Raw genomic sequence first — 12,999 nt, 5'->3', positions numbered from 1 at the left:
CCAGCGTGGCGGTCGGTGCCGAGAGCCACGCTGGCGTGACGCTCGGGAGGGCTGGCGTGACGCTCGGGAAGGGGTGTCGCGGATCATGACCCACACCGATGCCATGAAGCAGCGGTGGGAAGCCGTGATGATGAACAACTACGGCACCCCTCCGGTGGCTCTGGCCAGCGGCGACGGCGCCGTGGTCACCGACGCGGACGGCAAGACCTACCTGGACCTGCTCGGCGGCATCGCGGTCAACGTGCTCGGCCACCGCCACCCCGCGATCATCGAGGCCGTCACGCACCAGATGACGACGCTGGGCCACACCTCCAACCTGTACGCCACCGAACCCGCCGTCGCGCTGGCCGAGGAACTGGTCGCCCTGCTCGGCGCGGACGCCCCGGCGCGGGTGTTCTTCTGCAACTCCGGCACCGAGGCCAACGAGGTCGCGTTCAAGCTGTCGCGGCTCACCGGTCGCACGAAACTGGTTGCCGCGCAAGAGGCCTTCCACGGCCGGACGATGGGATCGCTGGCGTTGACGGGTCAGCCGGCCAAGCAGGCGCCCTTCGAACCGCTGCCGGGACACGTCACGCACGTGCCGTACGGCGACACGCAAGCGCTGGCCGCCGCCGTCGACGACAAGACCGCCGCGGTCTTCCTCGAACCGATCATGGGCGAAAGCGGCGTCGTCGTCCCGCCCGAGGGTTATCTGGCGGCCGCGCGGGAGATCACCGCGCGCCACGGCGCCCTGCTGGTGCTCGACGAGGTGCAGACCGGAATGGGCCGCACCGGAGCCTTTTTCGCCCACCAGCACGACGGCATCACCCCGGACGTGGTGACCATGGCCAAGGGGCTCGGCGGCGGGCTGCCCATCGGGGCGTGCCTGGCCGTCGGGCGGGCCGCCGAGCTGCTGACGCCGGGCCTGCACGGCAGCACCTTCGGCGGCAACCCGATCTGCGCCGCGGCGGCGCTGGCGGTGCTGCGGGTGCTGGCGGCCGAGGACCTGGTCCGGCGCGCCGAGGTGCTGGGCAAGTCGGTGCGCCACGGCATCGAAACCCTCGGGCACCCGCTGATCGACCACGTCCGCGGCCGCGGATTGCTCTGGGGCGTGGTGCTGACGGCGCCGCGGGCCAAGGACGCCGAGGCGGCCGCGCGGGAGGCAGGATTCCTGGTCAACGCCGCGGCACCCGACGTCGTCCGGCTGGCGCCGCCGCTGATCATCACGGAGGCCCAGATCGACGGGTTCATCGCCGCCCTGCCGGCCGTCCTCGATGGGGTCGCACATGCCTAGACACTTCCTGCGCGACGACGACCTGTCGCCCGACGAGCAGGCCGACGTGCTCGCGCTGGCCGCCGACCTGAAGAAGGACCCGTTCAGCCGTCGTCCCCTCGAGGGCCCGCGCGGCGTCGCGGTCCTCTTCGACAAGAACTCCACCCGCACCCGGTTCTCGTTCGAGCTGGGCATCGCGCAGCTGGGCGGGCACGCCGTCGTCGTCGACGCCCGCAGCACACAGCTGGGCCGGGACGAGACGCTGCAGGACACCGCGCACGTGCTGTCCCGCTACGTCGACGCCATTGTCTGGCGGACCTTCGGGCAAGACCGGCTCGACGCGATGGCCTCGACCGCGACGGTGCCGGTGGTCAACGCGCTCTCCGACGAGTTCCACCCCTGCCAGGTGCTCGCCGACCTGCAGACCGTCGCCGAACGCAAGGGGTCACTAAAAGGGTTGCGGCTGGCCTACTTCGGCGACGGCGCCAACAACATGGCCCACTCGCTGCTGCTCGGCGGGGCCACCGCCGGCATCCACGTCACCGTCGCCGCCCCCGACGGCTTCGCGCCCGACCCGGCGGTGGTGGCCGCGGCCCGGCGGCGCGCCGAGGCCACCGGCGCCTCGGTCACCGTGACCGCCGACGCCGACGCGGCCGCGAAGGGCGCCGACGTCGTCGTCACCGACACCTGGACGTCGATGGGACAGGAAGACGACGGCCTGGACCGCGTCGGCCCGTTTCGCCCATTCCAGGTCAACGAGCGGCTCGTCGCGCTGGCCGACCCGGAAGCCGTTGTGCTGCACTGTCTTCCGGCCCACCGTGGGGACGAGATCACCGACGAGGTGATGGACGGGCCGGCCAGCGCGGTCTGGGACGAGGCCGAAAACCGGCTGCACGCCCAAAAGGCGCTGCTGGTGTGGCTGCTGGAGCGATCCCGATGACCCGCAGCAAGGCCACCCCCGAGACCACCCGGGCCGGCCGGCAGGCCCGCATCGTGGCGATCCTGTCGTCGGCGGAGGTGCGCAGCCAAACCGAACTGGCGGCGCTGCTGGCCGACGAGGGCGTCGAGGTCACCCAGGCCACGCTGTCGCGGGATCTCGAAGAGCTGGGCGCGGTGAAGCTGCGCGGCGCCGACGGCGGCGTCGGGGTCTACATCGTTCCCGAGGACGGCAGCCCGGTGCGCGGCGTGTCCGGCGGCACCGCACGGCTGTCACGGCTGCTCGGCGAGCTGCTGGTGTCCGCGGACTCCAGCGCGAACCTGGCGGTGTTGCGCACCCCACCCGGCGCCGCCGACTATTTGGCCAGCGCCATCGACCGCGCGGCGCTACCGTACGTCGTCGGCACCATCGCCGGTGACGACACCCTCTTCGTGGCCGCCCGAGAGCCGATGACCGGCGCCGAGCTGGCCAGCACCCTGGAGAGCCTCAAATAACCTAAGGAGAGCTATGTCAGAACGCGTCATCCTGGCGTATTCCGGCGGCCTGGACACCTCGGTGGCGATCAGCTGGATCGGCAAGGAGACCGGCCGGGAGGTCGTGGCCGTCGCGATCGACCTCGGCCAGGGCGGCGAGGACATGGAGGTCATCCGCCAGCGGGCCCTGGATTGTGGCGCGGTGGAAGCCGTCGTCGTCGACGCCCGCGACGAATTCGCCGAGGGCTACTGCCTGCCGACCATCCAGAACAACGCGCTCTACATGGACCGCTACCCGCTGGTGTCGGCGATCAGCCGGCCGCTGATCGTCAAGCACCTGGTCGCGGCCGCCCGCGAGCACGGCGGCGGCATCGTCGCGCACGGCTGCACCGGCAAGGGCAACGACCAGGTCCGGTTCGAGGTCGGATTCGCTTCGTTGGCACCGGATCTGGAGGTGCTGGCGCCGGTCCGCGACTACGCGTGGACGCGCGAGAAGGCCATCGCGTTCGCCGAGGAGAACGCCATCCCGATCAACGTCACCAAGCGCTCGCCGTTCTCCATCGACCAGAACGTGTGGGGCCGCGCGGTGGAAACCGGCTTCCTGGAGCACCTGTGGAACGCCCCCACCAAGGACGTCTACGCCTACACCGAGGACCCCACCCTGAACTGGAGCACGCCCGACGAGGTGATCGTCGGGTTCGAGCGCGGGGTCCCGGTGTCCATCGACGGCAAGCCGGTGTCGATGCTGGGTGCCATCGAGGAGCTCAACGCCCGCGCCGGCGCCCAGGGGGTCGGGCGCCTCGACGTCGTCGAGGACCGGCTGGTGGGCATCAAGAGCCGCGAAATCTACGAGGCGCCCGGCGCGATGGTGCTCATCACCGCGCACACCGAGCTCGAACACGTCACCCTCGAGCGCGAGCTGGGCCGGTTCAAGCGGACGACCGACCAGCGCTGGGCCGAGCTGGTCTACGACGGGCTGTGGTACTCGCCGCTGAAGGCCGCGCTGGAAAGCTTCGTCGCCAAGACCCAGGAGCACGTCTCCGGTGAGGTGCGGATGGTGTTGCACGGCGGCCACATCGCCGTGAACGGCCGCCGCAGCGCCGAATCCCTCTACGACTTCAACCTGGCCACCTACGACGAGGGCGACAGCTTCGACCAATCCAAGGCGAAGGGCTTCGTCTACGTGCACGGGCTGTCGTCCAAGATCGCCGCCCGCCGGGACCAGCAGTGACGGTGCCTCCTACCTCCGCGAGCGTGCGTGTCTGTACCGCGACACGCCGCGTTTCGTGTACAAGTGTGCACACTCGCGCCGCGGTGAGAAGCCGGTGACCACCAACGAGGGGTCGCTGTGGGGCGGGCGGTTCGCCGACGGGCCGTCCGAGGCGCTGGCGGCGCTGAGCCGCTCCACCCACTTCGACTGGGTGCTGGCGCCCTACGACATCGTCGCGTCGCGGGCCCACACCGTGATCCTGTTCCGGGCCGGGCTGCTCGACGAGCAGCAGCGCGACGGCCTGCTGGCCGGCCTGGACAGCCTGGCCGAGGACGTGGCCGACGGCAGCTTCACGCCGCTGGTGACCGACGAGGACGTGCACGCCGCGCTGGAGCGCGGGCTGATCGACCGGGTCGGGCCCGAGCTGGGCGGGCGCCTACGGGCCGGGCGGTCGCGCAACGACCAGGTGGCCACCCTGTTCCGGATGTGGCTGCGCGACGCGGTACGCCGCGTCGCCAAAGGGGCGCTCGACGTCGTCGCGGCCCTGGCCGCCCAGGCCGCCGCCCACCCGACCGCCATCATGCCCGGCAAGACCCACCTGCAGTCCGCCCAGCCGATCCTGCTGGCCCACCACCTGCTCGCCCACGCGCATCCGTTGCTGCGCGACGTGGACCGCATCGTCGACTTCGACAAGCGCGCGGCGGTGTCCCCGTACGGCTCGGGGGCGCTGGCCGGCTCGTCGCTGGGCCTGGACCCCGACGCGATCGCCGCGGAGCTGGGTTTCGCGGCCGCCGCGGACAACTCCGTCGACGCGACCGCCGCCCGGGACTTCGCCGCCGAGGCCGCGTTCGTGTTCGCCATGATCGCCGTCGACCTGTCCCGGCTGGCCGAGGACATCATCCTCTGGAGCTCGACGGAATTCGGCTACGCCACCCTGCACGATTCCTGGTCGACGGGCAGCTCGATCATGCCGCAGAAGAAAAACCCCGACATCGCCGAGCTGGCCAGGGGCAAGGCCGGCCGGCTGATCGGGAACCTGGCCGGGCTGCTGGCCACGCTGAAGGCCCAGCCGCTGGCCTACAACCGTGACCTGCAGGAAGACAAGGAGCCGGTGTTCGACTCGGTGGCCCAGCTGGAGCTGCTGCTGCCGGCGATGGCGGGGCTGGTGGCCAGCCTGACCTTCAACGTCGAGCGGATGGCGGCCCTGGCCCCGGCCGGCTACACGCTGGCCACCGACATCGCCGAATGGCTCGTGCGCCAGGGCGTCCCGTTCCGGTCCGCCCACGAGGCCGCCGGGGCGGCGGTGCGGACCGCCGAGGAACGCGGCGTCGGGCTCGACGAGCTGACCGATGACGAGCTGGCCGCCATCAGCCCCGACCTGACGCGGCAGGTCCGCGAGGTGCTGACGATCGAGGGCTCGGTGTCGTCGCGTGACGCCAGGGGCGGCACCGCGCCGACTCGGGTCGCCGAGCAGCTCGATGCCGTCCTGGCCAGCTGCGCGGACCTCAAGGACCGGCTCGCCGGCAGCGGGTGAGAGGACTTTGGTTCCTGTACCCGGCGGTTCCGAGCCGACTAAAATTTCATCCCTAAGCGATCTGGTTGAACCACTCGGCCTAGATCCACGTCACCAAGGGGTGGGACCAATGAGCGTCATCGCAGGAGTGTTCGGTGCGTTGCCGCCGTATCGCTATTCCCAGCGAGAACTCACCGACTTTTTCGTCAGCATTCCCGACTTCGAGGGTTACGAGGACATCGTTCGGCAGCTGCATGCCAGCGCCAAGGTCAACAGCCGCCACCTGGTTCTGCCGCTCGAGCGCTATCCGACGCTGACCGACTTCGGCCGGGCGAATCGGATTTTCATCGAGAAGGCCGTGGACCTCGGTTGTGAGGCGCTGGCGGGCGCGCTCGACGAGGCGGGCCTGCGCCCCGCGGACCTCGACGTGCTGATCACGACGACGGTCACCGGCCTCGCGGTCCCGTCGCTGGACGCCCGGATCGCCGGGCGGCTCGGGCTGCGCGACGACGTGCGGCGCGTGCCGCTGTTCGGCCTGGGCTGCGTGGCCGGGGCGGCGGGGGTGGGCCGCCTGCACGACTACCTGCGCGGCGCGCCCGACGGCGTCGCGGCCCTGGTCTCGGTCGAGCTCTGCTCGCTCACCTACCCGGGATACAAGCCGTCGCTGCCCGGCCTGGTCGGCAGCGCCCTGTTCGCCGACGGGGCCGCGGCGGTGGTGGCCGCCGGGGAGCGCCGCGCCGAACGCGTCGGTGCCGCCGGGCCCGGCATCCTGGATTCGCGCAGCCATCTGTACCCCGATTCGCTGCGCACCATGGGCTATGACGTCGGCAGCGCCGGCTTCGAGCTCGTCCTGGCCCGGGATCTGGCCGACGTCGTGCGGACGTACCTGGGCGACGACGTGACCACGTTCCTGGCCGCGCACGGCCTGACCACAACCGACATCGGCGCCTGGGTCACCCACCCCGGCGGTCCCAAGATCATCGACGCGATCACCGAGAGCCTCGAGCTGCCGCCGCAGGCCCTGGAACTGACCTGGCGTTCGCTCGGCGAGATCGGCAACCTCTCGTCGGCCTCGGTCCTCCACGTGCTGCGGGACACCATCGCCAAACCACCGCCCAGCGAGAGCCCCGGGCTGATGATCGCGATGGGCCCGGGATTCTGTTCCGAGCTCGTGCTGCTGCGCTGGCATTAATTCGCCGTGCCGGTGCGGATGAGTAAGACGAGAGGCCCGGGCGCATGAACGGCACCCAAGAAGAGCTCGTCAAGGCCCTCCGAAAGTCGTTGAAGGAAAACGAGCGGCTAAGGCGGGAGAACCGCCAGTACCTGGCGCCGGCCACGGTGGCGGTGGTGGGGATGGCCTGCCGGTATCCGGGCGGGGTGGATTCGCCCGACGACCTGTGGCAGATGGTGGTCGACGGCCGCGACGTGGTGTCGGAATTCCCGGCGGATCGGGGCTGGGACCTGGCCGGCTTGTTCGATCCGGATCCCGACGCGGCGGGCAAGTCGTACACCAGCTGCGGCGGATTTCTGGCCGAGGTGGCCGATTTCGACGCCGGATTCTTCGGGATCGCCCCCAGCGAGGCGCTGGCGATGGATCCCCAGCAGCGATTTCTGTTGGAGGTGTCGTGGGAGGCGTTGGAGCGGGCCGGGATTGACCCGCTCGCGTTGCGCGGCTCGGCGACGGGTGTGTTCGCCGGGGTGTTTCACGGTTCCTACGGCGGTCAGGGACGGGTGCCGGCGGACCTGGAAAGGTACGGGCTGCGCGGTTCCACCTTGAGCGTGGCGTCGGGTCGGGTGGCGTATGCGTTGGGGTTGGAGGGCCCCGCGGTGTCGGTGGATACGGCGTGTTCGTCGTCGCTGGTGGCGATGCATTTGGCGGCGCAGTCGTTGCGGTCCGGGGAGTGTGATCTGGCGCTGGCCGGCGGGGTGACGGTGATGGCCACGCCGGCGATGTTCATCGAATTCAGCAGGCAGCGAGCGCTTGCCGCCGACGGTCGATGCAAGGCGTACGCGGGCGCCGCCGACGGCACCGGGTTTTCCGAAGGCGCCGGGGTGCTGGTGTTGGAGCGGTTGGCCGATGCGCGGCGGTTGGGGCATCCGGTGTTGGCGGTGCTGCGGGGATCGGCGGTGAATCAGGATGGCGCCTCCAACGGACTGGCCACGCCTCACGGGCCGTCGCAGCAGCGGGTGATCCGCGCCGCGCTCGCGAACGCGCGGTTGGCCGGCGCCGATGTGGATCTGGTGGAGGGGCATGGGACGGGGACCACGTTGGGGGATCCGATTGAGGCCCAGGCGTTGTTGGCGACGTATGGGCAGGACCGGCCGGTGGGCCGGCCGTTGTGGTTGGGGTCGATCAAATCCAACATGGGGCATACGTCGGCCGCCGCGGGGGTGGCCGGGGTGATCAAGGTGGTGCAGGCGCTGCGGCATGGGGTGATGCCCAAGACGTTGCACGTGGATGTGCCGACGCCGCATGTGGATTGGTCGGCCGGGGCGGTGTCGGTGTTGACCGAGCCGCGGCCGTGGCCCGCGGTGGATCGGCCGCGCCGGGCGGGGGTGTCGTCGTTCGGCATCAGCGGCACCAACGCGCACGTCATCGTGGAACAGGCCCCTTTGGAGGCGGAAAACCCCGGCGCGGCGGGCGATGACGCGGTGGTGCCGTGGGTGTTGTCGGCCCGGTCGGCCGACGCGTTGGCCAGCCAGGCGGCGCGGCTGCACGCTCACGTGACCGCCGATCCCGGCGCGCGCATGCTCGACGTGGGCTGGTCGTTGGTTTCGACGCGGTCGTTGTTCGAGCATCGCGCGGTGGTGGTGGGCGCCGATCGTGACGACGTGGTGGCGGGTTTGGCGGGCCTGGCCGCCGGTGAGCCGGGCGCGGGCGTGGTGGTCGGGCGGGCGCAACCGGTGGGTAAGACCGTGTTCGTGTTTCCCGGCCAAGGCTCGCAATGGGCCGGTATGGGCGCCGAGTTGTTCGCTACGTCAACGGTTTTCGCCGAACAGCTGCGGCGGTGCGACAAGGCGCTCGGCGAGCACGTGGAGTGGTCGCTGATCGACGTCGTCCGCGCCGCGTCGGGTGCGCCGGGGCTCGATCGGGTGGACGTCGTGCAGCCGGCGCTGTGGGCGGTCATGGTGTCACTGGCCGAGTTGTGGCGCTCGCTGGGAGTGACGCCCGACGCGGTGATCGGGCATTCGCAGGGCGAGATCGCGGCGGCGTACGTCGCCGGGGCGCTGTCGCTCGAGGACGCCGCCAGGGTGGTGGCGCTGCGGAGCCGGCTGCTGGTCCGACTGTCGGGTGCCGGCGGCATGGTGTCGGTGGCGTGTGGCGTGCCGCAAGCCCGGGAGTTGGTGGCCGCGTGCGGCGATCGGTTGAACATCGCCGCGGTCAACGGGGTTTCGTCGGTCGTGGTCGCCGGTGACGCGGACGCCCTGGCGGAGCTGATGCGGCGATGTGAGGCCCAAAACGTCCGGGCCCGCAGGATCGACGTCGACTACGCATCCCACTCGGCACAGGTCGACGCGATCCGCGAACCGCTCACCGAAGCGCTGGCCGGCATCCGGGCGCGTTCCTCCTCGGTCGCGTTCTTCTCGACCGTGACCGGCGAGCCCATGGACACTGCCGGCCTGAGCGCCGACTACTGGTACCAAAGCATCCGGCAGACGGTGCAATTCGAGCGGGCCGTGCGCAACGCGTGCGGCGCCGGGCATCGCGTCTTCATCGAATCCAGCCCCCATGCCGTGCTGATCGCGAGCATCGAAGAGACGTTGGGCGACTGCCATCCCGGCCACGACGCGGTCGTCATCCCGTCATTGGGCCGCGACGACGGAGGCCTCCAACGGTTTTGGCTGTCGGCAGGGCAGGCGCACGTGGCCGGTGCGAGGGTGGACTGGCGCCCCGCGCTGGCCGGTGGGCATCGGGTGGACCTGCCGACGTATGGGTTTGTCCGACGCCGATTTTGGCTGGCGGCCGGATCGGTGGGGTCGGGGGACGCGGGAAGTTTGGGCCTGGCGGGGGCCGAGCACGGCTTGTTGGGTGCGGTGGTGGAGCGGCCCGATTCGGGCGGAGTCGTCCTGGCGGGCCGGTTGTCCGTGGCCACCCAGTCGTGGTTGGCGGGTCATGCCGTGGCCGGCACGGTGTTGTTCCCGGGGACCGGGTTCGTGGAGTTGGCCATCCGTGCCGGTGATGAGGTCGGGTGTGGGGCGATCGAGGAGCTGACATTGTCGGCTCCGTTGGTATTGCCCGCGTCCGGGGGCGTGCAGCTGCAGGTGCTGGTCGGCGCCCCGAGCGAGTCGGGACAGCGGGAGGTGTCGGTGTACTCGCTTGGTCCCCAGTCGGGTTCGCAATGGGTGCTGCACGCTCAGGGGCTGCTGAGCGCGCGGACGGTGACGGCATCCAGTGACCTCACCGCTCTGTCGGTGTGGCCGCCCGTCGGCGCGACCGCGGTGGACGTCGCCGACGCTTATGAGCGGCTGGCGCAACGGGGTTACCAGTATGGTCCCGCGTTTCAGGGTTTGCGGGCGATGTGGCGGCGGGGGGACGAGATCTTCGCCGAGGTCGATACTCCGCAGGACGCCGACCCGCAGGCCGGCGGCTTCGGGATGCACCCCGTGCTCTTGGATGCGGCGTTGCACGCGTTAGGGGTGGCGGGAGAACAGGCCCAGACCGTGTTGCCGTTTTCCTGGCAGGGGGTGTCGCTGCACGCGGCCGGGGCCTCCCGGGCCCGGGTCCGGCTGGCGCCGGCCGGCGCCGAGGCGGTGTCGGTGGAGCTGGCCGACGCGACGGGGCTACCGCTGTTGTCGGTGCAGTCGTTGGTGATGCGTCCGATGTCGGCCACGCAGTTGTCGGCGGCCGGGGCCCCCGCCGAGGGTTTGTTGGAGGTGACATGGTCGCGGATAACGCTGACCGACAACGAAATTAGCGGCAACACAGATGGCGCAGCGGTGTGGGAACTGCCGAGCGCCGGACCGGACGTGGTGGGTTCGGTGCATGCGGCCACCACCGAGGTGTTGACCGTCTTGCAGTCCTGGCTGGCCGGTGAGGAGTCGGGGGTGCTGGCGGTGCTCACCCGTGGGGCCATTGCGCTTGCCGGTGAGCATGTGTCGGACCTGGCCGGCGCGGCGGTGTGGGGATTGGTGCGTTCGGCGCAGGCTGAGCATCCCGGCCGGGTGGTGCTGATCGATTCCGATGATTCCGTCGATGCCAAAGCCGCAATCGGCTGCGGCGAGCCACAATTGGTGATTCGCGCGGGTGTGGTCTACGCGGCCCGCTTGGCGCCCGTAGCAGCGGAGTCGGTCTTCACGCTGCCGTCCCGCGGATGGCGGTTGGACGCCGGAAGCGGCGGCACGCTGGAGGACTTGGTGCTGGGGCCGTGCCCGCGGGTCGAACTGGCCGCCGGGCAGGTGCGGGTGGCGGTGGCCGCGGTCGGGGTGAATTTCCGGGACGTGCTGGTGGCGTTGGGTATGTATCCGGGCGGCGGTCAGCTGGGGGCCGAGGGCGCTGGGGTGGTCGTCGAGGTCGGGCCGAGCGTGACCGGATTAGCCGTCGGCGACGCGGTCATGGGATTGCTCGGGGTGGTCGGTTCTGAGGCGGTGGTGGACGAGCGGCTGGTGGTGCGGGTGCCGGCGGGGTGGTCGCTGGTCGAGGCCGCGGGTGTGCCGGTGGTGTTTTTGACGGCGCTGTATGGGCTGTCGGAGTTGGCGGGGCTGCGCGCCGGCGAGCGGGTGCTCGTGCACGCCGCCACCGGAGGCGTCGGGATGGCCGCGGTGCAGCTAGCGCGGCATTGGGGCGCGGAGGTTTTCGCGACCGCGAGCCGCGGCAAGTGGGACACGTTGCGCGCCATGGGCTTCGACCACGACCACATCGGCGACTCGCGAACCGTCGAGTTCGAGGAGAAGTTCCGGGCGGTGGCCGGCGGCCGAGGCTTTGATGTGGTGCTGAACTCGCTGGCCGGCGAATTCACCGATGCGTCGTTGCGGTTGCTGGTGGGCGGTGGCCGCTTCATCGAGATGGGCAAGACCGACCTTCGCGATCAGCGGGTCGTTGCCGAGCGGTACCCGGGGGTGGAGTATCGGGCGTTTGATCTGATGGAGGCCGGCCCGGATCTCACCGCGGCGATGCTGGCCGAGATCATCCGACTGTTACGGGACGGCCTCTTACAACCGTTGCCGCTCACAACATTTGATGTTCGGTGCGCGTCGGCGGCGTATCGGTTCGTCAGCTCGGCCCGCCATGTCGGCAAGGTCGCCCTCACGATCCCCAACGGGCCCGGCGGGGCGCTGAGTGGATCCGGCGGAGGGCTTGCCGGGGGCAGCGTCGTGATCACCGGTGGCACCGGCATGGCCGGTTCGGCGCTGGCTCGTCACCTCGTTGACCGCTACGGGGTGGCCCATGTCGCGCTGGTCAGCCGCTCCGGCGCGGACGCCCAAGGGGTTTCGGAACTGGTGGGCCTACTGGAGGAGGCCGGAGCCCGCGTGTCGGTGGCGGCCTGCGATGTGGCCGACCGCGACGCCGTCGCCGCAATGCTCGCACAGCTACCGGAGCAATACCCGTTGCGCGCCGTCATTCACGCGGCCGGGGTGCTCGACGATGGGCTGATCTCCTCGTTGACCCCGGATCGGGTGGATGCGGTGTTGCGGGCCAAGGTCGATGGGGCCTGGAATCTGCACGAGCTCACCAAGGACTTGAATCTGTCGGCATTCGTGGTGTTTTCGTCGATGGCCGGGATCGTGGGCACCCCGGGACAGGCCAATTACGCTGCGGCCAACAGCTTCCTCGACGGCCTGATCACCTGTCGACGCGCCCACGGGCTTCCGGGATTGTCGCTGGCCTGGGGGCTGTGGGAAGAGGCTTCGGCGATGACGGCGCACCTGGGCGATCGGGACAAGGCCCGGCTGAGCCGGATCGGCCTGGCGGCCCTGTCGACTGAGCAGGCGATGGAGTCGTTCGATACCGCCATGCTGGTTGACCGTCCCGTTGTGGTAGCGGTCCGCGTGGATCGAGTCGCCCTGTCCGACAACGCGGCCGCGCTGCCCCCGCTGCTGCGGGAGTTGGCCGCCCGCCCAACCCGGCGCATCGTCGTTGACGCCGGCACGTTGGCGTCAACGACCGGTCTCGGCGCGCGCCTGCGCGGGCTGAGGCCCGAGGCGCGCTACCGCGCGCTGGTCGACCTGGTGTGCGGCAACGCCGCCACCGTACTGGGACACAGCACCGCCGACATCAACGCCGACCACGCCTTCCAAGACCTCGGCTTTGACTCACTCACCGCCGTCGAACTACGCAACCGACTCAAAACCGCCACCGGCCTCACCCTCTCACCCACCCTGATCTTCGACCACCCCACACCGGCCGCACTGGCCGAACACATCAACACCCAACTAGCCACCACAACCCCGGACGACGACCGACCCGACCGCATGGCCCGCATCGACGCCCTCACCCACGAACTGCACACCCTGCTCAACCAACCCGACTGGAAACCCGACGAGAAAACACAACTCAACACCCGCATCCACAACCTGCTCACCGCCGTCACCATCGCCGAACCCCTCGATGACGACCTTCGGGACGCCACCGAAAGCCAACTCTTCGCCATCCTCGACGAAGAACTCGGCCGCTGA

The 12,999-nt window shown here is 70.4% G+C and carries 7 protein-coding genes; all 7 read left to right on the top strand.

Annotation, left to right across the window (positions count from 1 at the left end):
- The first annotated feature begins 85 nt into the window (after positions 1 to 85).
- The 7 genes from G6N25_RS22425 to G6N25_RS22395 all read left to right on the top strand — a co-directional run bounded on the left by G6N25_RS22425 (position 86) and on the right by G6N25_RS22395 (position 12,999).
- The gene (locus tag G6N25_RS22425; protein ID WP_083075351.1) at positions 86 to 1,273 is read left to right on the top strand and encodes an acetylornithine transaminase; all 1,188 of its coding nucleotides are present in this window, start codon (positions 86 to 88) and stop codon (positions 1,271 to 1,273) included.
- Positions 1,266 to 2,192, top strand: coding sequence for an ornithine carbamoyltransferase (gene argF / locus G6N25_RS22420; protein WP_083075353.1), 927 nt, complete (start codon positions 1,266 to 1,268; stop codon positions 2,190 to 2,192). The genes G6N25_RS22425 and argF overlap by 8 nt, the downstream gene beginning before the upstream one ends.
- Positions 2,189 to 2,683, top strand: a complete 495-nt coding sequence (locus G6N25_RS22415; protein ID WP_071511905.1) for an arginine repressor — start codon at positions 2,189 to 2,191, stop codon at positions 2,681 to 2,683. The genes argF and G6N25_RS22415 overlap by 4 nt, the downstream gene beginning before the upstream one ends.
- Positions 2,684 to 2,696: 13 nt before the next feature.
- Entirely contained in the window at positions 2,697 to 3,893 is a 1,197-nt protein-coding gene (locus tag G6N25_RS22410) for an argininosuccinate synthase (RefSeq protein WP_083075333.1), read from the top strand.
- A gap of 94 nt (positions 3,894 to 3,987) precedes the next feature.
- Positions 3,988 to 5,406, top strand: coding sequence for an argininosuccinate lyase (argH, locus tag G6N25_RS22405; RefSeq protein WP_083075335.1), 1,419 nt, complete (start codon positions 3,988 to 3,990; stop codon positions 5,404 to 5,406).
- Between the two features lie 109 nt (positions 5,407 to 5,515).
- A complete protein-coding gene (locus G6N25_RS22400) occupies positions 5,516 to 6,577 on the top strand; it encodes a type III polyketide synthase (RefSeq protein WP_083075337.1) in 1,062 nt (353 codons plus the stop codon).
- A gap of 44 nt (positions 6,578 to 6,621) precedes the next feature.
- Positions 6,622 to 12,999 (top strand): type I polyketide synthase, encoded by a 6,378-nt coding sequence (locus tag G6N25_RS22395; RefSeq protein ID WP_163672538.1) that lies wholly within the window; start codon positions 6,622 to 6,624, stop codon positions 12,997 to 12,999.

The organism is Mycobacterium heidelbergense, assembly GCF_010730745.1.
Lineage (GTDB): Bacteria > Actinomycetota > Actinomycetes > Mycobacteriales > Mycobacteriaceae > Mycobacterium > Mycobacterium heidelbergense.
Note: the sequence above shows the minus strand (reverse complement) of the source record. Positions and strands in the feature narration are given on the sequence as shown.

Excerpts from the sequence above, each read along its gene's own strand:
- argF (WP_083075353.1), top strand. The coding sequence starts at position 1,266 with ATGCCTAGACACTTCCTGCGCGACGACGACCTGTCGCCCGACGAGCAG.
- G6N25_RS22400 (WP_083075337.1), top strand. The coding sequence starts at position 5,516 with ATGAGCGTCATCGCAGGAGTGTTCGGTGCGTTGCCGCCGTATCGCTAT.
- G6N25_RS22395 (WP_163672538.1), top strand. The coding sequence starts at position 6,622 with ATGAACGGCACCCAAGAAGAGCTCGTCAAGGCCCTCCGAAAGTCGTTG.
- G6N25_RS22410 (WP_083075333.1), top strand. The coding sequence starts at position 2,697 with ATGTCAGAACGCGTCATCCTGGCGTATTCCGGCGGCCTGGACACCTCG.
- G6N25_RS22425 (WP_083075351.1), top strand. The coding sequence starts at position 86 with ATGACCCACACCGATGCCATGAAGCAGCGGTGGGAAGCCGTGATGATG.
- G6N25_RS22415 (WP_071511905.1), top strand. The coding sequence starts at position 2,189 with ATGACCCGCAGCAAGGCCACCCCCGAGACCACCCGGGCCGGCCGGCAG.